This is a genomic window from Streptomyces sp. 3MP-14 (assembly GCF_006334905.2).
In the GTDB taxonomy this organism is placed as follows: Bacteria; Actinomycetota; Actinomycetes; order Streptomycetales; family Streptomycetaceae; genus Streptomyces; species Streptomyces triticirhizae.
Window position 1 is genome coordinate 41,870 of the sequence record NZ_VDLZ02000009.1, and the last position, 18,495, is coordinate 60,364.

Genomic DNA, 18,495 nt, shown 5'->3' on the forward strand with positions numbered 1-18,495 from the left:
CGGGTTCCTTTACCTCACGTGCCGAACGGTGCTGCGTTGCTCTCGGGGTTGCCGCCGGGCGGGGTCGGCGCCCCGGCCCGGGCGGTCAGGCCAGCCGGGGCCTGATCCGCTCGCCGTAGAACGTCCGCCGCTGGTCGTCGGTGAGGTGGCAGGCGGCGCCGCGCCCCTCGGGCAGCGCGGGGCGTTCGCCGACGCACCGCCCCCGGCCCACCTCCTCGACGAACGTGCAGCGCGGCTCGAACGGGCAGCCGGGCGGCGGGGAGAGCAGGCTGGGCGGGGAGCCGGCGATGGGCACCAACTCCTTGTCCACATCGGCGGTCAGCCGGGGCATCGAGGTCAACAGCCCCCAGGTGTAAGGGTGTTGGGGCGCGGCCAGCACCTCGTGCACGGTGCCGCGCTCCACGGCGCGGCCCGCGTACATCACCAGCACGTCGTCGGCGACGCTGGCGATCACGCCGAGGTCGTGGGTGATCATGATGATGGCGGAGCCGAACTCGTCCTGGAGTTCCATCAGCAGGTCGAGGATCTGGGCCTGGACGGTGACGTCCAGCGCGGTGGTCGGCTCGTCCGCGATCAGCAGGTCCGGGTCGCAGACCAGGGCCATGGCGATCATCACCCGCTGCCGCATCCCGCCGGAGAACTGGTGCGGGTAGTCGTCCACCCGCTGGGCGGGCTGCGGGATGCCGACCTTGCCGAGCATCTCGATGGCGCGTTCCCTGGCCTCGCGGCGGGAGGCGCCCCGGTGCCTGCGGTAGGGCTCGGCTATCTGGCGGCCGACAGTGTAGTAGGGGGAGAGCGCGGTCAGCGGGTCCTGGAAGATCATCGCCGCGGTGTTGCCGCGCAGCCGCTCCAGGGCGCGCTCGGGGGCGGTCGTCAACTCCTGCCCCTCCAGGGTGATGTGGCCCGAGACGGTGGCCGTCTCCCGGCTGTGCAGGCCCAGGATGGTCTGGGTGGCGACGGACTTGCCCGAGCCCGACTCCCCGACGATGCCCAGGGTGCGGCCGCGCTCCACCGCGAAGGAGAGGCCGTCGACGGCCTTGACCACGCCGTCCTCGGTGGCGAAGTGCACCCGCAGATCGTCAACGGTCAGAAAGGGGCTGGTGGTGGTCATCTTCTGTCAGCGCTCCTAGGCCAGCCGCACACGCGGGTCGATCAGCGCGTAGCAGGCGTCAACGAGGATGTTGAACAGCACGATGATCAGCGCGGCGAAGAGCATCACGCCCATGAGCATGGGCAGGTTGGACTTGGTGACCGAGTCGACGGCGAGCCGGCCCAGGCCGGGCAGGTTGAAGGTGAACTCGGTGATCATCGCGCCGCCGAAGAGCGAGCCCAGGTCGATGCCGAAGATGGTGACGATCGGGATCAACGAGCCGCGCCAGGCGTACCGGAAGAAGACCGTGGACCGCGACATCCCCTTGGCTCTCGCGGTGCGCACATGGTCCTCGCGCAGCTGCTCGATCAGGGTGGCCCTGGCCATCCTGGTGTAGTTGGCGGTGAAGATGGTGGAGAGCACCAGCCAGGGCAGCAGCAGCCCGTTGAACCAGCCCAACGGGTCCTGGGTGAGCGGGACGTACTCGGGTTGGGTGAGGATCTGGGTGTTGTGCACCAGGAGCGCCAGGGCGAGCGGGCCCAGGAAGTAGATCTGCATCGAGCCCAGCACCAGCGAGGCGGAGCTGAGCGACTTGTCCAGCAGCGTGCCGCGCTTCCAGGCGGCCAGCATCCCCATGCTCAGCCCGACCACCAGGAAGACCACGGCGCCGCCGACGGCCAGCGAGAAGGTGGTGGGCAGCCGGTCCAGGATGGTCTCCAGCACCGGGCGGTTGTCGGTGAACGAGTACCCGAGGCACGGCGCCGGGCAGTGGCCCACGGGGTAGTCGCGGCCGAAGAAGATGCCGACCATGTACTCCCAGTACTGCACGGGCACCGGCTTGTCGATGCCCAGGTTCCGCTCCACGATGGCCAGTTGGTCGGGCGTGCAGGTCTTGCCGCAGGCCAGCAGGGCCGGGTTGCGCGGAATCGCGTAGAACAGGAAGAACGTGACGGCGCTGATGATCAGCAGGATGGCGACGGCGCCGAGCGATCGCCGCAGCAGGAATCGGAACATCGGATAGCAGCCTTCTGAAAGAGCGGACGGCCGGGCCCTCGACGCCGGGCGCCCGCCGCGATCGGCGGGCGCCCCTCGTCGGAAGCGACCGTCAGCCCTCGTCCTGGATGACGTAGATCCGATGCATGTCGACGCTGCCGATGTCGTCGTTGAACTCGGCGCCGCCGATCAACGAGCCATGCAGGATGTTCATCTTGTAGTAGTAGAGCGGGACCTGGGTGAGCACGTCCTCGACGATGTACTTGTTCAGCTCGAACCACTCGGTGGCCGCCTCGGCCGGGTCGGTGATCTGCCGGATGCGGTCGATCTCCGAGTTGATCCGCTCGTCGTTGACGTGGCTGTAGTTGTTGGCCCCGTCCTGGATCTGCCGCCCGTCGAACTGCGGCGGGATCACCGTGGCGCTGGAGAGCCAGTCGTGGCCCCAGTTGCTGCGGTAGAGGTCGTAGCCGTTGTCGACCACGCCGATGGTGTCGTAGTAGGTGGTCTGCGGCACGTCGCTGCGGTTGACGACGAATCCGGCCTCCTCCAGCGCGTCCTCGACGGTCACGGCGGCCCTGGCGTCCTCGGTCCCGGTGTGGTGCACGTAGTTCAGCTCGTAGCCGACCGCGTCGGCCTCCTCCAGCAGCTCCCGCGCCCGCTCCGGGTCGCCCTGCGGGTTGGCCAGCTTGCCGTAGGGGTCGTAGCCCTCCTCGTAGCCCGGCAGCAGCGGGCTGATGAGGCCGCCGGCGTACTCGCCGCCGAACGCACCGCCGTAGGCGTTGAGCACGCCGTTGAGCGGGAGCGCGTAGGCGATGGCCTGACGCACCCTGAGGTCGGTGACCCGTTCGGCGTTGATCGCCAGGGTGGCGACATAGGGCTGGTAGCCCTGGACGAGGCGCTCCTGGTAGTCCGGGTTGGAGGCCACCTCGGGCGCGTTGCCCGGGTCCACGCCGTTGTTGAACGTGATGGCGTAGCGGTCGTCCCCGTTGTCGGCCATCAGCCGCTGGGTGGAGTCGTCGGTGGTGTGCCCGAAGGTGATCTCGAACCGGTCCGGGTAGGCGTTGCGCGCCGGGTCGGTGGCCGGGTCCCAGTGCTCGTTGCGGACCAGCGTCATCGAGCGGTCCGGGCGGAAGCTCTCGATCACGTAGGGGCCGGTGGCCAGGGGCTCCTGGTCGTACGCCTCCCGGGTGTCGCCCTCCTCGGAGACCATCGCGTAGCCGACCATCGCCAGCGCGTAGGGCAGGTCGGTCTGCGGCTCCTCGAAGTGGAAGACCACGGTCCTGTCGTCCGGGGTCTCCAGGATCGAGTCCGGCAGGTGGTCGCCTTCGTAGGGGCCGTCGGGCAGCAGCTCGCGGTAGTCGGCGCCGCCGGTGTTGGCCAGCCACTGCTGGACGAACGTCGGGCCGTTGGTGATGAACGGCGCGAAGGTGCGCTCGATGGTGTGCCGGACGTCCGCCGAGGTGATCGGGGTGCCGTCGCTGAAGTAGATGTCGTCCTTGAGGGTGTAGGTCCAGCTGCGGCCGTCCTCGGAGACGGTGCCGGAGTCGGTCGCCAGGTCGCCGACGATCGAGTAGTTGCCCTCGTTGTCCATCCGCACGGCGGTCAGGCCGCGGTGCATCAGCTTGGCTATGTTCGACTCGGCCGAGACATAGACCTGGCCGGGGTCCAGGTGCGCGGGCGAGACCTCCTGGAGCACGCGGACGGTGCCGCCGGGGGTGGCGCCGGGGACCTCCTCGGCCGGCCCGGTGGACGCCTCGGCGTCGGCGAAGGATATGGCCTCCAGGGTCTCCGCCTCGGTCCCTCCCCCGCCGGAGCCGTTCTCCTCGCCGCCTCCTCCGCCGCCGCTGCTACACGCGCTCAGCAGCAGCGCGCCGGTGAGCGCGACGGCCGCGCCCGCCAGGCGCGCCCTTCGCGTTGTCCTCTTGCTCATGGTTGTAGGCACCTGCCCGTTCGTTGTGTCAGCGGTTGGTCTTCGGGTCGAACGCGTCGCGCACCGAGTCCCCGAGCAGGTTGAAGGCGACCACGAAGATCACCAACGCCACGCCGGGGAAGAACATGTAGGTCAGGTCGGCGCGGTAGACATCGGCGCCGATCGCGAACATCCGGCCCCAGTCGGGGGTCGGTTCCACCAGGCCGACGCCCAGGAAGGACAGCGCGGCGGCCGTGGTCACGAAGTTGGGCAACATGTAGGTGGCCTGCACCAGGATCGGCGAGACCACGTTGGGCAGCAGCTCCTTGCGGATGATCCGCCAGGGCGAGGCGCCGCTCACCTTGGCCGCCTCCACGAACTCCCGTTCGCGCAGGGCCAGGGTCGCGCCGCGCAGGATGCGGCCCAGGGTCATCCAGCCGAGCATCCAGAGCACCACCACCACGGAGACCACCCGGACCGTGGTCGGGGTCTCCTGCCGTGGGTCGACGAAGAGGGTGGCCACGATGGGCAGGAACGCCACGAGGAACAGCTGGTTGGGGAAGGCCATCAGCAGGTCGATGAACCGGCTGATCAGGAAGTCCGCCTTGCCGCCGAGGTAGCCGGCGGTGATGCCCAGCAGGATCGCGGTCAGGGTGGCCAGCACGGTCACGGCCAGCGCGATGAGCAGCGAGGTGCGGATGCCGTAGACGAGTTGGGTGAGCACGTCGCGGCCCATGAACGGTTCGAGGCCGAACCAGAACTCGCCGTCGATCCCGCCGTTGGGCTTGACCGGGTAGCCGAACTCGTTGAGCAGCCCCGGCTCGTTCAGGCCGTAGCTGGTGTACGGGTCCTTTCCGTACAGCCAGGAGATGACCGGCGCGAGCAGTCCCACCGCGAAGAAGAACAGCACGACAAACGCGGATATCACGCCCACCCGGTCACGGCGGAAACGACGCCACATCAGCTGCCCGGGGGAACGGCCCACCAGTTCGGCGGCGACCTGGGTATCGCTGGACATCGGATGGCCCCCCGGTGGCGCTGTCGCGTTCGATGCGTGTAGATCGCGACTTTCGCAAGGCGGGGAGTTTCCCGTCAAGGCTTAACAGAGGTACACACCTTTGAAAGGCGATTAGTAAGCGAAGATTTGGTGAACTGACACCGCTTCGCGCTTGACCCGATCACGGGCGATCAGAAATGTACCGACAAGGGGGGAAGCGCGGGGGATGGACCCTGTTAACAAGGCGGCAACGCCCTCGACCCTACACGGATATCCGGGCACCCCAGACTGAGGCGGTACGGCCGTGCGGGTGCCGTAGAACCGGGGCGGAGCGGCCATGGGACCGCACCGCCCCGGTACCCCGACTCGGCGGCCACGGACGGCGGTTGGGCCCCGCTAGTCGGCCGTGACCTCGGGTTTCTCGCCCGCGAAGTGACAGGCGGACGGGTGCGCGACCGGCGGCCCGGCGTCCTTCAGATGACCCGGCACGGTCAGCGGGGGATCGACCTCGGCGCACAGCGGCTGCGCCTTCCAACAGCGGGTCCGAAAATGGCATCCGGAGGGCGGATTGGCCGGTGATGGCACATCTCCGGCCAGAATGATGCGTTCCCGACGCCCACTGGCCACCGGGTCCGGCACCGGAACGGCCGACAGCAGCGCCTGGGTGTAGGGGTGGGTCGGATACTGGTAGATCTCCTGATCGCTCCCGATCTCCACAATCCGCCCCAGATACATCACGCCGACCCGGTCGGAAATATGGCGGACAATCGAGAGATCGTGCGCGATAAACATATACGACAGCCCGAACTCCGCCTGGAGTCGTTCCATCAGGTTGATGACCTGGGCCTGCACCGAGACGTCCAGCGCCGAGACGGGCTCGTCGGCCACGATGATCTCGGGGTTGAGGGCCAGACCTCTGGCGATGCCGATGCGTTGGCGCTGGCCGCCGGAGAACTGGTGCGGATAGCGGTTGATGTACTCGGGGTTGAGCCCGACCACGTCCAGCAGTTCGCGGACCTTCTTCCGCCGGTCGCCCTTCGGCGCCACCTCCGGGTGGATCAGATACGGCTCCCCGATGATGTCGCCCACCGTCATCCTCGGGTTGAGCGAGGTGTACGGGTCCTGGAACACCATCTGGATGTTCCGCCGCACCGCCTTCAACGCCCGCCCCGACAGCCGCGAGATGTCCTCACCCTTGTACCGGATCGTGCCCGAGGTGGGCCGTTCCAGGTTCATCAGCAGCTTGGCCACCGTCGACTTGCCACAGCCCGACTCCCCCACGATGCCCAGCGTCTCGCCTGGATAGAGGCGCAGCGAGACCCCGTCCACGGCCTTCACGGCGCCGATCTGCCGCCGGAAGATGATGCCCTGGGTCAACGGGAAGTGCTTGACCAGGTCGACCACTTCGAGGATCGGCTCACCCCGCTGGTCACTCACCCATCGTCTCCTTCCAGAAGTGACAGGCGCTGGCCCGCCCGGGGCCGACCTCGTACAGCGGCGGCCTGGGGTCCTCGCGGCACACGTCCCTGGCCAGCGGGCAGCGCGGATGGTAGGGGCAACCGGCCGGAATCCGCGCCAGGTTGGGCGGCAGGCCCCGGATCGCGCGCAGCTCGCCGCCCTTGTGGTCCAGGCGCGGGATCGACTCCAACAGGCCCTTGGTGTACGGGTGCGCGGGCCGCTTGTACAGCTCGTGCACCGGCGCCGTCTCGACGATCCGGCCCGCGTACATCACCGCGATCTGGTCCGCGACCCCGGCGACCACGCCCAGGTCGTGGGTGATCAGGATCAGTCCCATCCGATACTCGCGCTGCAACTCGTCGAGCAGGTCCATCACCTGGGCCTGAACGGTCACGTCCAGCGCCGTCGTCGGCTCGTCCGCGATGATCAACTCCGGCTCCAGGGCGAGCGCCATCGCGATCATGATCCGCTGCCGCATCCCGCCCGAGAACTGGTGCGGGTAGTCGTTGACCCGCTCCTTCGCCGCCGGGATGCGCACCCGCTCCATCAGGTCGATCGCCTTCGCCTTCGCCTCCGCCCGGCTCGCGCCCCGGTGCACCCGGAACATCTCGCCCAGCTGGAAGCCCACGGTCAGCACCGGGTTCAGCGCCGAGAGCGCGTCCTGGAAGATCATCGCGATCTTGTCGCCCCGCACCCGGCGGCGCTCCTCGGCCCGCATGGTCAGCAGGTCCCGCCCCTGGAAGCGGACCTCGCCGCCGGCGATCCGCCCGGGCGGGGAGTCGATGATGCCCATCACGGCCTGCGCGGTCACCGACTTGCCCGAGCCCGACTCGCCCAGCACCGCGAGCGTCTCGCCGGCCTCCACCGTGTAGCTGACCCCGTTGACCGCCTGGACCAGCCCGTCCCGGGTCTGGAACTCCACGCGCAGATCGCGCACTTCGAGCAGCATCGCGTCTCCTTCCCTTCGCCCCTCAGCGCAACCTGGGATCGAGGGCATCGCGGACCGCGTCGCCCAGCATGATGAAGGCCAGCACGGTGATGCTCAGCGCGGCGGCCGGATAGAGCAGGATGTGCGGCGCGTTGCGGAACTGCATCCCGTCCGAGGCCGCCGAGATGTCCACGCCCCAGGAGACGGTGGGCGGCCGCAGCCCCACGCCCAGATAGCTGAGCGTCGCCTCCAGCGCGATGAAGGTGCCCAGCACGATGGTGGCCATCACGATCACCGGGGCGATCGCGTTGGGCATGATGTGCCGCAGCAGCAGCCGGGTGTTGCTCGCGCCCAGCGCCCGGGCGGCCTGCACATAGTCGTTCTGCTTGGCGGTGATCACCGCGCCGCGCGCGATCCTGGCGATCGGCGGCCAGCCGAGCGCCGCGATCACCAGCACCACGGGCCAGATGCCGCGCAGCGTGATCATGCTCAGGAAGACGATGGCGCCCAACACCATCGGGATACCGAAGAAGACGTCGGTGGCCCGGGAGAGCAGGGTGTCCCAGAACCCGCCGAAGAACCCGGCGAGGCTGCCGACCAGCGCGCCCAGCAGCGCCACGCCCAGCGTCGCGCAGACGCCGACCGCGATCGAGGCGCGGGCCCCGTAGACGGTGCGGGTGTAGACGTCGCAGCCCTGGGTGTCGAAGCCGAACCAGTGCCCGGCGCTGGGCCCTTCGAGGGAACGGCCCAGCTCGCAGTGGACCGGGCTGCGCGAGGCGATCAGCGACGGCCACAGCGAGATCAGCACCAGAAAGAGGATGAGCAGCGCCGACAGCACGAAGATCGGGTTGCGACGCAGATCGTGCCAGGCGTCCGACCACAGGCTGCGCGGCGCGCCCTCCGCCTCGGTGGCGGCGGCCGTGGCGGTGCCCACGGTGAGGGCCTTGGCGCTCGCTTCCTCCTGTGCCCCCAGGGGCTCCGAGTTGCGGTCAGGCATAGCGAATCCTCGGGTCGAGCACGGCGTAGAGCAGGTCAACCAGCAGGTTGGCGAGGAGGAAGATCAGCACGAGCACCACCACGAAGCCGACCACCGTGGGCGAGTTCTGCCGCAGGATGCCCTGGAAGAGCTGGTAGCCCACGCCCTGGATGTTGAAGATCCGCTCGGTCACGATGGCGCCGGCCATCAGGTTGCCGATGTCGGCGCCGAGGTAGGTGACCACCGGGATCAGCGAGTTGCGCAGCAGGTGCCGCACGGTCACCCGCCGCCGGGGCAGGCCCTTGGCGACGGCGGTGCGGACGTAGTCGGCGCGGACGTTCTCGGCCACGGAGGTCCGCGTCAGCCGCGTGACGTAGGCGAGCGAGACCAGCGAGAGGATCAGCCCGGGCACGATCAGCTCGCGGAACCGCCCCTCGGGACTGACGGCCGGGTCGATCCAGCCGAACTCGACGCCCAGGAAGTACTGGAGCGTGGTGCCCAGGACGAACGTCGGGATGGCGATCACCACCAGGGTCAGCACCAGCACCGAGGTGTCCAGCGAACGGCCGCGCCGCAGCCCGGTGATGACGCCGAGGGTGATGCCCAGCAGGATCTCGAAGACGATCGCCACCAGCATCAGCCGGGCGCTGATCGGGAAGGCCCGCCCCATCAGGTCGGTCACCGGCTCCCCGTTGAACGCGGTCCCGAAGTCGCCGGTGAAGATCTTGCCCATGTAGAGCAGGTACTGCTGCCACACCGGCTTGTCGAGGTTGAACTCGGCGCGCAGCGCCGCCGCCGTCGCCGGGTCGGGCCCCCGGTCGCCGAAGAGCGCGGTGACCGGGTCGCCCAGGGCGTAGACCATCAGGAAGATCAGGAAGGTGGCGCCGACGAAGACCGGGATCATCTGGAGCAGGCGCCGGATGACGTAGCGTCCCATGGGTCCTCCGGGGGGAGCGGCGCGGGCGGAGGTCGGCCGGGGTCAGGAGACGGTGATGTCGGTGAAGACCGGGACGGAGAACGGGTTGAGCTTCACGTCGTTCAACCGCTCGGAGAAGCCGGCGGTGCCGTTCTGGTACCAGAGCGGGATCGCCGGCATGTCGTCGACGAGCACCTGCTCGGCCTCCTTGAAGAGCCGCACGGAGTCCTCCTCGTTGTCGGCGGAGTTGGCCTGGTCGACGAGGTCGTCGAACTCCTCGCTGCTGTAGTCGCCGTCGTTGGAGGAGGCGTCGGTGTAGTAGAGCGGCTGGAGGAAGTTCTGGATCAGCGGGTAGTCCATCTGCCAGCCGGTCCGGAACATGCCGGACATCTCGCGGTTGGTGATCTGGTTGCGGAAGTCGGCGAAGGTCGGCACCGGGTTGACGGTGCAGGCGTTCTCGTCCTCCAGCGCGTTGTTGACGCTGTTGCAGACGGCGTCGAGCCACTGGCGGTGGGAGCCGGTGTCCACGTTGGAGGAGAGGGTGACCCGGCCGCCGGGCAGCCCGCCGGCCTCCTCGATCAACTCCCGTGCGCGGTCCGGGTCGTAGGTGCAGACCTCCCCGCAGAGCCCCTCCTGGAAGCCGCCGGCCTCGCCCAGCACCGGCGAGGTGAAGTCGCTGGCCGGGGTGCGGGTGCCGGAGAAGATCCGGTCGGTGATCTCCTCCCGGTTGATCGCCATCGACAGGCCCTGACGGAGTCTGATCCCGTCCTCGCCGGACCAGGCGTCGTCGTAGAGCGGGAAGGTGACGGTCTGGATGATGCCGGCCGGCTCGTTGAGGTAGCGGTCGCCGAGGTCGGCCTCGGCGTTCTTCAGCTGGGAGGCGGGCACGTCGTCGATCAGGTCGAGGTTGCCGGCCTGGAGGTCGGTGTAGGCGGTGTTGTTGTCGGTGTAGACGCGCAGGTCGACGCCGTCGTTCTTGGCCGCGTCGGGTCCGGAGTAGTCCTCGTAGCGCACCAGCCGCATGGACTGGCTGCGGCGGTAGGTGTCGATCTGGTACGGGCCGTTGCCGACGGGCTTCTCCAGCCAGGCGTCGTGGTCGTCGAAGAACGCCTGGGGCAGCGGCGCGTAGGCGGCGTAGCCGAGGGTCTCGGGCCAGAGCGCGAACGGCTCGGTCAGCCGGACGGTGAAGGTGTACGTGTCGGTGACCTCAAGGCCGCTGAGGGTGTCGGCGGTGGCCTGCGCGTTCTCCTCCTCCGGGTGCACCTCGTCGTAGCCCTCGATGAACTGGAAGAAGTAGCTGGCGATCTGGGCGTTGTCCAGGTGCGCGCCGTAGTTCCAGGCATCGACGTAGGAGTCGGCGGTGACCTCGGTGCCGTCCTGGAAGGTCCAGCCCTCCTTGATCTTCACCGTGAAGTTCTGCTGGTCGTCGGTCTCGATCGACTCGGCCATCATGTCCTCGGCCTGGCCGGTCTCCGGGTTGTAGCGCTTCAGGCCCCGGAAGATCATGTCGAGCACCTTGCCGCCCTGCACCTCGTTGGTGTTGGCCGGCTCCAGCGGGTGCTGCGGGTCGCCCCAGGAGGCCCGGATCATCCCGGAGCCCCCACCGCCGTCGCCTCCCGAGTCGCCCCCGCCGCAGCCCGAGGCGAGCAGCGCCATGGCGGTGATCCCGACCAGGGTCGAGCACAGACGGGTGCCGGCGGGCATGGGCGCCTCCTGAAAAGCGGGAGCGGAACGAGCGGGGCTGGCGCCAGAGGAGGGGACCACTGGCGGTGAAAGGAGCTACCCGACCCTTGTATCCCTATTTACTGGAAATCGGACGCTTGTCGCCCCGGGGTGTTGCCCGAAAACCCCCAGATGGCCCCCGTTCCGGCCCCGGCGGCCCGGCGGCAACTTCGGCCGAAGAGGGCCATACGCCGCGCCGAACGCCTGCGTTATGGTTTTGTTATGCCTCGCAGGTCCCTCCTCCCGCAGGTCCTCCTCCTCACCGCCCTGACACTGCTGAGCTGCACCGCGACCGACCAGGCCGCCGACGACCCGGCCGCCTCCCCACCGCCGAGCGCCACCCCGGCGCCCGCGCCGTCGGCCGACCCCCCGCCGATCCCCTCCGAACCGCAACTCTCCGGCCAGGTCGTCCAGTTGAGCTTCGCCGGCCCCGAGCACGCGGCCGCGCTGCTCGTCGAGTGTCGGCACGGCGCCACCCGCCAGCAGGGCAACTGCGCCTACCGGGTGGCCGTGCTGGACGGCGATCGCTGGCAGACCCGCGACACCCCGCTGCCCACCACCACCGCAGCCAACAGCCTGTTCACGGTGGAGGCCGTGGGCGAACGCGGGGTGCGGGTCTCCACCGGCGAGGAGGACTGGGTCTCCACCGACGGCGGCCTCCGCTGGACCGACAGCGCCGAGAGCGCCGGCCCCGAGGGGGAGGCGGCCGAGGTCATCCCCGAGGGCGCCGTGCCCAGGCCGGCCGGCCAGGACGCCGACGAGCGGGGCCTTGAGGTGGTCTCCCCGCAGGACGCCGGGCCGCGCCGGCTGGCCGCGCAGCCGGAGCTGACCGAACTGGGCCGCCCCGGCCGGCTGCCCGAGGGCGGCTGGTGGGTGGCGGGGCTCGACCCCGAGACCGGCAGACCCGATGTGGCGGTCACCCTGGACGCCGGCCGTGAGTGGCGGCGGCTGCGGCTGCTGGACCAGGCCGCGCCGGCCGACCGGGACGCGGTCAACTCGCTGGTCCTCGCGGCCGGCCCCGCTGACTGGTATGTGCTGGCCAGCGGCAACGCCGCGCTGGAGCCCGGGAGTTCGGCGCTGGCCACCACGCTGCTCGCCGTCTACCGCAGCGCCGACGAGGGCGCGCGCTGGGAGCGCGTCTGGTCACCGTCCTCGGGGCCAGGGCCGCACTCGCTGGTGGGCACGCCGATCGCGGCCGCCGACGGCAGCCTCACCGTCTACTCCTTCGACGCGATCTACACCAGCGCCGACCGGGGCGAGACCTTCGAGGTGACCCGCCCGGGCGCACCGCCGGAGCTGCCCGAGCTGACCCCGGCCGGCTATCTGCTGACCGACCTGAGCCAGCCGGGCCACTACCGGATCTCGGCCGACGGCTTCACCTGGCGCACCATCGTGCTGGGCCGCCCCTACGAGACGGACCCGACATAGGTCCGGGGCAGCCCGGCGCGCCCGTCACACGTGGACGACGTCCCGCTCCTCGGCGAAGTGGCAGGCCGAGGGGTGCGCCACCCCGGTCTCCGCCTTGGCGAACCGCTCGGGCACCGCCAGCAGCGGCACCTCCTGGGCGCACCGGTCCTGCGCCTTCCAGCAGCGGGTGCGGAAGCGGCAGCCCGACGGCGGGTTGGCCGGCGAGGGCACGTCGCCGGAGAGGATGATCCGCTCCCGGCTCTCCCGCACCTCGGGGTCGGGCTGCGGCACGGCCGACAGCAGCGCCTGGGTGTACGGGTGGGTCGGGTGGTCGTAGATCTGGCTGTCGGTGCCGACCTCGGCCAGCTTGCCCAGGTACATCACGCCGACCCGGTCGGAGATATGACGCACGATCGACAGGTCGTGGGCGATGAACACATAGGAGAGGTCGAACTCGTTCTGCAACCGCTCCATCAGGTTGATGACCTGGGCCTGCACCGAAACGTCCAGCGCCGAGACCGGCTCGTCGCAGATGATGATCTCGGGGTTGAGCGCCAAGCCCCGCGCGATGCCGATGCGTTGGCGCTGGCCGCCGGAGAACTGGTGCGGATAGCGGTTGATGTACTCGGGGTTGAGCCCGACCACGTCCAGCAGCTCCTGGACCTTCTTCCGCCGGTCACCCTTCGGCGCCACCTCCGGGTGGATCTCGAACGGCTCCCCGATGATGTCGCCCACCGTCATCCTCGGGTTGAGCGAGGTGTACGGGTCCTGGAACACCATCTGGATGTTCCGCCGCACCGCCTTCAACGCCCGCCCCGACAGCCGCGAGATGTCCTCACCCTTGTACCGGATCGTGCCCGAGGTGGGCCGTTCCAGGTTCATCAGCAGCTTGGCCACCGTCGACTTGCCACAGCCCGACTCCCCCACGATGCCCAGCGTCTCGCCCTGGTACAGCTCGAACGAGACGTCGTCCACGGCCTTGACCGCGCCGATCTGCCGCTTGAAGAGGATGCCCTGGGTCAGCGGGAAGTGCTTGACCAGGTGGGACACCTCCAGAATGGGCTCCCGGTCAGCCATGGATCGTCTCCTTCCAGAAGTGGCAGGCGCTGCTCCGGCCGCCGATCGGGCCGCCGTCGTTCTCCAGCACCTCGGCCAGCGGCGGGATGTCGGTGCGGCACACGTCCTGCGCCATCGGGCAGCGGGGGTTGAACGCGCAGCCCTTCGGGATGGCGGTGAGGCTGGGCGGCATCCCCTGGATCGCGTAGAGGTCCTTGCCCTTGTGGTCCAGGCGCGGGATCGACTCCAACAGGCCCTTGGTGTACGGGTGCGCGGGCCGCTTGTACAGCTCGTGCACCGGCGCGTTCTCCACGATCCGGCCCGCGTACATCACCGCGATCTTGTCGGCGACGTCCGCGACCACGCCCAGGTCGTGGGTGATCAGGATCAGTCCCATCTGGAAGTCCCGCTGCAACTCGGCGAGCAGGTCCATCACCTGGGCCTGAACGGTCACGTCCAGCGCCGTCGTCGGCTCGTCCGCGATGATCACGTCCGGCTCCAGGGCGAGCGCCATCGCGATCATGATCCGCTGCCGCATACCGCCGGAGAACTGGTGCGGATAGTCGTTGACCCGCTCCTTCGCCGCCGGGATGCGCACCCGGTCCATCAGGTCGATCGCCCTGGCCTTCGCCTCCTTGCGGCTGAGCCCCCGGTGCACCCGGAACATCTCACCCAGCTGGAAGCCGACGCTCAGCACCGGGTTCAACGCCGAGAGCGCGTCCTGGAAGATCATCGCGATCTTGTCGCCCCTGATCCGCTGCCGCTGGTCCTCGGACATCTTGAGCATGTCCTCGCCACGGAACAGGATCTCGCCGCCGGTGATCCGGCCGGGGGGCATGTCCAGGATGCCCATGATGGTCTGCGCGGTCACCGACTTGCCGGAGCCGGACTCGCCCAGCACCGCCAGGGTCTCGCCGGCGTCCACGGTGTAGCTGACGCCGTTGACCGCCTTGGCCGCGCCGTCCCTGGTGCGGAACTCCACGTGCAGGTCCCGGACTTCGAGCAGCGGAACGCCGGGGACCTCCGCCTTGGTCATCTCTATCGACACGCGCGTATCTCCAACTCAGCGCAGCTTGGGGTCCAGGGCGTCACGCACGGCGTCACCCAGCATCAGGAAGGACAGGATGGTGATGCTCAACAGGATCGACGGGTAGAGCAGGATGTGCGGCGCCACCCGGATCCGGTCCTGCGCCCGGTTGATGTCACCGCCCCAGGAGATCGCCGGGTCCGAGAGCCCGATGCCCAGGAAGGACAGCACCGCCTCGGCCGTGATGTAGCCGCCGAGCGCGATCATCGCCACCACGATCACCGGCGCCGCCGCGTTGGGCAGCACGTGACGCAGCAGGATGCGCCAGGTGCCGGCGCCCAACGAGCGGGCCGCGACCACGTAGTCCGACTGCTTGATGGAGATCACCGAACCCCGCATCACCCTGGCGATGGTGGTCCAGCCGAGGAAGGCCAGTGCCAAGGTCACCGTCCAGGTGGTCCGGGTCTCGAAGGACACCAGCACCACCATGGCGCCCAGCAGGAAGGGGATGCCCATGAAGGTGTCGGTGATCCGGGAGAGCACCGCGTCCACCCAGCCGCCGAAGTAGCCGGCGATCATGCCGACCAGGCCGCCGAAGAGCAGCACCAGCACGGTCACCGAGATGCCGATGATGATCGAGGCCCGGGTGCCGTAGACCATCCGGGCCCAGATGCTCTGGCCCTGCTGGTTGTAGCCCAGCCACTCGGGCTGGAAGAAGTGCGTGAGCTGCGGCTTCTGGAGGAACCTGTTGCTCAGGTCGGCGCTGCGCGGGCCCACGCTGGTGAACAGGCCCGGCCAGGCCGCCATCACCAGCAGCACCAGGATCACGAACGCCGGTATCAGGAACGACGGCTTGCGCACCAGGTCGTGCCACGCGTCCGACCAGAGGCTGCGCGGCTTGCCGGGGACCGGCCCGGACTCGGCCATCGGCGCCGGCTGTCCGTCCTCGGTGACCGCCACGTCGGTCACCGGGGCCTCTGCCGCCTGAACCGCCTTGCTGAGGTTGGTCGCTTCGGTCTCAGGCATAGCGAATCCTTGGGTCGAGAACCGCGTACAACAGGTCGACGATGAGCGTGACCAGGAGGTAGATCAGGATGATGAAGGAGACGATCCCGACCACGGTCGCGCCCTCACGTGCGTTCAGCGCGTTGTAGACGGCCTGACCGATGCCGTGGATGTTGAAGATGCCCTCGGTGACGATGGCGCCAGCGAAGAGGTTGCCGAGGTCCACGCCGAGGAAGGTCACCACCGGGATCAGCGAGTTGCGCAGCAGGTGCACCCGCACCGCCCGGGTCGGTGAGAGGCCCTTGGCGCGCGCGGTCCGCATGTAGTCGGCGCGCTTGTTCTCCGCGATGGAGGTCCGCGTCAGCCGCGCCACATAGGCGAGCGACAGCGAGGCCAACACCACGGCGGGAAGCAGCAGTTGGCCCCACGCCTCGGAGTCCTGCACGTTGGGCTTGACCCAGCCCCACTGGACGCCGAAGTAGGTCTGGTAGAGGTAGCCGATCACGAAGACCGGCACCGAGGTGAGCAGCAGGGTGAGGAAGAGCACCACCCGGTCGGTCTTGCCGCCGGCGCGCAGGCCGGCGAGGAGGCCCATGGCGACGCCCAGGCAGACGGTGATCAGGAACGCCAGCACCGTGAGTCTGACGGTCGCGGGCAGCGCGTCCGCGATCACGTCGATGACCTCGCGCCTGCTGGCGATCTGGGTGCCGAAGTCGCCCTGGACCAGCCCGGTGAGGTAGTCCCAGTACTGCTTGAGGATCGGCTGGTCCAGCCCGAGATCCTCCTTCATCGCGGCCATCTGGGCCTCGTCCGGGGCGCGTTCACCCCACAGGGCCCGGATCGGGTCACCGGGCAGCGCGTACATCATCATGAAGATGATGAACGTGGCCCCGATGAACACCGGAATCATCTGGAGCAGTCGCCGCACGACATAGCGCCCCATGGGTCCTCCATCCAAGTCGGCGGGACCGACGGGCCGCTCCGGAGTGGAGTGGCCCGCCGGCCCCCTTGCGCTGCTGGTGCCGTGCGGCTCTTACTTGACCGTGACTTCGGTCAGGACGGGCTGACCCGCCGCGTCGAAGCGGACGTTCTCCACGTTGTTGGAGTAGCCGCCGTTGACGTTCTGGAACCAGAGCGGGATGGCCGGCATGGTCTCCCAGAGGACCTGCTCGGCCTCCTGGTAGGCGGCGACGGTCTCCTCCAGGGTGGCCGCCTGGTCGCCCTGCTCGAACAGCTCGTCCACGTCCGGGTTGTTGAAGCGGCCGTAGTTGGTCGAGGCCCGGGAGTGGTACAGCTCGGACATGAAGTTGGCGTTCAGCGGGTAGTCGGCGAGCCAGCCACCGCGGTAGAAGGCCTCGACCTCGTTGGCGTCACGCGCCTCCAGGTCGGTGTCGAAGTCCGGCTTGATGTCGGCCCGGCACTCGATGTCCAGGGTCTCGATCAGGCTGTTGCAGACCGCGTCGACCCACTCCTGGTGGCCACCGTCGGCGTTGAACTGGATGACGACCTCGTTGTTGGGAACGCCGCCGCCCTCCTCGACCAGCTGCTGCGCGCGCTCCGGGTCGAAGTCGGTGAGCCCGTTCGAGGCGCCCTCCTGGTAGCCCAGCACGCCCGGCGGGACGAAGCTGTCGGCGGGCGTCTTCGCGCCGTTGAGGACCGTGTTGATGATGGTCTCGCGGTCGATCGCCAGCGACAGGCCCTGGAGCACCTTCGGGTCGACGCCCTCCCAGTCGCCGTAGTGCACCGGCACGATGGACTGGGTGCCGTTGTACGGCTGGTTGATGGCGCGGTCGCCGAGGTCGGTCTCGTAGACCGGCAGGTCCTTCGGGTCGACCTGGCGGATGATGTCCAGGTTGTCCGAGAGCAGGTCCTGGTAGGCCGCGTCGAGGGTGGTGTAGGCGACGATGTCGATGCCGCCGTTGACCGGCTTGTTCTCGCCCGCGTAGTCCTCGAAGGTACGGAGCTTGATGATCTCGTTGTGGGTCCAGTCCTCGAACGCGTAGGGACCCTGGCCGACCGGGGCCTCGCCGAAGCCCTCGGGGTCCTCGTAGAAGCTGTCGGGCAGCGGGGTGAACGGCGTGTACCCGAGCTTGTAGTTGTAGTACGAGACCGGGTGCGAGAGCTGGATCTCGAAGGTCGTCTCGTCCACGACGGTCAGGCCGGACATCTCCTCGGCGGTGGGCTCCTCGCCCTCCTCCGGGTGCACGTCCTCGTAGCCGGCGATGTCGGCGAACCAGAAGCTGGTCGACTGGTTGTTGTCGATGTGGGCGGCCCAGTTCCAGGCGCGCACATAGTGCTCGGCGGTGACGTCGGTGCCGTCGTGGAAGGTCCAGCCCTCCTTCAGCTTCACGGTCCAGACGGTGGAGTCCTCGTTGGGCTCGACCGACTCGGCGGCGACCATGAAGATCTCGCCCTCGTCGTCGAAGTCGAGGAGCTTCGAGAACACGTTGTCCATCACCAGGGAGCCGAACTGCTCCGTGGTGTCCGAGGGGATCAACGGGTTCTGCGGCTCACCACCGTCGACCCGGACTATGCCTGCCGAGTCCCCGCCGGAGGCGCCGTCGCCGCCCGAGTCATCGCCGTCACTGCCACCACAGGCGGTCGCGGCGAAGGCCACGACTATCGCACTGGCGACCCATTTGGCGCTACGCGCACCACGCATGGGCTTTGCCTCCTTGGGAGTCCACTGTCACTGCAAGAGAGAACCCCGGAGCGCGGACATAGGTCTACCCGCGTCACACGCGTCCGGATCGCAATGCCCACAACTATTGGGCATAAAACCCGCGCTAACCACCGCTTCGCTATTTCATTTTGATGAAGATGAGGCGGAGCAACCCCCCAAAACCGGACAAACGACTGCGGTGACCTCTCCGTTATCCGGACTGATGTGACGCACATCGCGCCTCTTGCTCCGGATAACGGACGAGACGCCGCATAGCCACCCGAAAACGGGCTTGACATGTGCGACGCAAAGTCGGCGTTCGCGACAAACGTCCCGCCTCACCCGCGCC

The 18,495-nt window shown here is 68.7% G+C and carries 15 protein-coding genes; 1 reads left to right on the plus strand and 14 read right to left on the minus strand.

Going from position 1 to position 18,495, the window contains the following annotated elements; genetic code table 11:
* Positions 1–85: 85 nt before the first annotated feature.
* The 9 genes from FH609_RS16195 to FH609_RS16235 form a co-directional block, all read right to left on the minus strand.
* Positions 86–1,111, minus strand: a complete 1,026-nt coding sequence (locus FH609_RS16195) for an ABC transporter ATP-binding protein (RefSeq protein WP_139668174.1) — start codon at positions 1,109–1,111, stop codon at positions 86–88.
* 15 nt (positions 1,112–1,126) lie between these two features.
* A complete protein-coding gene (locus FH609_RS16200) occupies positions 1,127–2,104 on the minus strand; it encodes an ABC transporter permease (RefSeq protein WP_139668175.1) in 978 nt (325 codons plus the stop codon).
* Positions 2,105–2,195: 91 nt separating this feature from the next.
* On the minus strand, positions 2,196–4,013 hold the full coding sequence (locus FH609_RS16205; protein WP_139668177.1) for an ABC transporter substrate-binding protein: 1,818 nt from the start codon (positions 4,011–4,013) through the stop codon (positions 2,196–2,198).
* Positions 4,014–4,041: 28 nt separating this feature from the next.
* A complete protein-coding gene (locus tag FH609_RS16210) occupies positions 4,042–5,010 on the minus strand; it encodes an ABC transporter permease (protein ID WP_226961715.1) in 969 nt (322 codons plus the stop codon).
* Positions 5,011–5,385: 375 nt separating this feature from the next.
* Positions 5,386–6,426, minus strand: a complete 1,041-nt coding sequence (locus FH609_RS16215; RefSeq protein WP_139668180.1) for an ABC transporter ATP-binding protein — start codon at positions 6,424–6,426, stop codon at positions 5,386–5,388.
* A complete protein-coding gene (locus FH609_RS16220) occupies positions 6,419–7,396 on the minus strand; it encodes an ABC transporter ATP-binding protein (RefSeq protein WP_139668182.1) in 978 nt (325 codons plus the stop codon). Before FH609_RS16220 ends, FH609_RS16215 begins: the two co-directional genes overlap by 8 nt.
* A 22-nt stretch (positions 7,397–7,418) precedes the next feature.
* Complete coding sequence (locus FH609_RS16225) at positions 7,419–8,372, minus strand: ABC transporter permease (protein WP_139668184.1); 954 nt, start codon at positions 8,370–8,372, stop codon at positions 7,419–7,421.
* A complete protein-coding gene (locus FH609_RS16230) occupies positions 8,365–9,288 on the minus strand; it encodes an ABC transporter permease (protein ID WP_122184609.1) in 924 nt (307 codons plus the stop codon). Before FH609_RS16230 ends, FH609_RS16225 begins: the two co-directional genes overlap by 8 nt.
* A 42-nt stretch (positions 9,289–9,330) precedes the next feature.
* The gene (locus FH609_RS16235) at positions 9,331–10,971 is read right to left on the minus strand and encodes a peptide ABC transporter substrate-binding protein (protein ID WP_139668186.1); all 1,641 of its coding nucleotides are present in this window, start codon (positions 10,969–10,971) and stop codon (positions 9,331–9,333) included.
* Positions 10,972–11,211: 240 nt separating this feature from the next.
* Here FH609_RS16235 and FH609_RS16240 point away from each other — a divergent pair, with 240 nt between their 5' ends.
* The gene (locus tag FH609_RS16240) at positions 11,212–12,417 is read left to right on the plus strand and encodes a WD40/YVTN/BNR-like repeat-containing protein (protein ID WP_139668188.1); all 1,206 of its coding nucleotides are present in this window, start codon (positions 11,212–11,214) and stop codon (positions 12,415–12,417) included.
* Between the two features lie 24 nt (positions 12,418–12,441).
* Here the strand turns inward: FH609_RS16240 and FH609_RS16245 are convergent, their stop codons facing one another.
* The 5 genes from FH609_RS16245 to FH609_RS16265 all read right to left on the minus strand — a co-directional run bounded on the left by FH609_RS16245 (position 12,442) and on the right by FH609_RS16265 (position 18,146).
* A complete protein-coding gene (locus FH609_RS16245) occupies positions 12,442–13,473 on the minus strand; it encodes an ABC transporter ATP-binding protein (RefSeq protein ID WP_139668191.1) in 1,032 nt (343 codons plus the stop codon).
* Positions 13,466–14,488 (minus strand): ABC transporter ATP-binding protein, encoded by a 1,023-nt coding sequence (locus tag FH609_RS16250; protein ID WP_139668530.1) that lies wholly within the window; start codon positions 14,486–14,488, stop codon positions 13,466–13,468. Before FH609_RS16250 ends, FH609_RS16245 begins: the two co-directional genes overlap by 8 nt.
* 27 nt (positions 14,489–14,515) lie before the next feature.
* A complete protein-coding gene (locus FH609_RS16255) occupies positions 14,516–15,505 on the minus strand; it encodes an ABC transporter permease (protein ID WP_139668193.1) in 990 nt (329 codons plus the stop codon).
* Positions 15,498–16,427 carry an ABC transporter permease gene (locus FH609_RS16260; RefSeq protein ID WP_139668194.1) on the minus strand — a complete coding sequence of 310 codons (930 nt, stop codon included), beginning with the start codon at positions 16,425–16,427 and terminating at the stop codon, positions 15,498–15,500. The genes FH609_RS16255 and FH609_RS16260 overlap by 8 nt, the downstream gene beginning before the upstream one ends.
* 90 nt (positions 16,428–16,517) lie before the next feature.
* Positions 16,518–18,146, minus strand: coding sequence for a peptide ABC transporter substrate-binding protein (locus tag FH609_RS16265; protein WP_139668196.1), 1,629 nt, complete (start codon positions 18,144–18,146; stop codon positions 16,518–16,520).
* Between the last annotated feature and the right edge of the window lie 349 nt (positions 18,147–18,495).

Coding starts and splice junctions, on each gene's coding strand:
- FH609_RS16230 (WP_122184609.1), bottom strand. CDS start 9,288: ATGGGACGCTACGTCATCCGGCGCCTGCTCCAGATGATCCCGGTCTTC.
- FH609_RS16205 (WP_139668177.1), bottom strand. CDS start 4,013: ATGAGCAAGAGGACAACGCGAAGGGCGCGCCTGGCGGGCGCGGCCGTC.
- FH609_RS16250 (WP_139668530.1), bottom strand. CDS start 14,488: ATGACCAAGGCGGAGGTCCCCGGCGTTCCGCTGCTCGAAGTCCGGGAC.
- FH609_RS16195 (WP_139668174.1), bottom strand. CDS start 1,111: ATGACCACCACCAGCCCCTTTCTGACCGTTGACGATCTGCGGGTGCAC.
- FH609_RS16210 (WP_226961715.1), bottom strand. CDS start 5,010: ATGTCCAGCGATACCCAGGTCGCCGCCGAACTGGTGGGCCGTTCCCCC.
- FH609_RS16245 (WP_139668191.1), bottom strand. CDS start 13,473: ATGGCTGACCGGGAGCCCATTCTGGAGGTGTCCCACCTGGTCAAGCAC.
- FH609_RS16200 (WP_139668175.1), bottom strand. CDS start 2,104: ATGTTCCGATTCCTGCTGCGGCGATCGCTCGGCGCCGTCGCCATCCTG.
- FH609_RS16265 (WP_139668196.1), bottom strand. CDS start 18,146: ATGCGTGGTGCGCGTAGCGCCAAATGGGTCGCCAGTGCGATAGTCGTG.
- FH609_RS16220 (WP_139668182.1), bottom strand. CDS start 7,396: ATGCTGCTCGAAGTGCGCGATCTGCGCGTGGAGTTCCAGACCCGGGAC.
- FH609_RS16240 (WP_139668188.1), top strand. CDS start 11,212: ATGCCTCGCAGGTCCCTCCTCCCGCAGGTCCTCCTCCTCACCGCCCTG.
- FH609_RS16235 (WP_139668186.1), bottom strand. CDS start 10,971: ATGCCCGCCGGCACCCGTCTGTGCTCGACCCTGGTCGGGATCACCGCC.
- FH609_RS16225 (WP_139668184.1), bottom strand. CDS start 8,372: ATGCCTGACCGCAACTCGGAGCCCCTGGGGGCACAGGAGGAAGCGAGC.
- FH609_RS16260 (WP_139668194.1), bottom strand. CDS start 16,427: ATGGGGCGCTATGTCGTGCGGCGACTGCTCCAGATGATTCCGGTGTTC.
- FH609_RS16255 (WP_139668193.1), bottom strand. CDS start 15,505: ATGCCTGAGACCGAAGCGACCAACCTCAGCAAGGCGGTTCAGGCGGCA.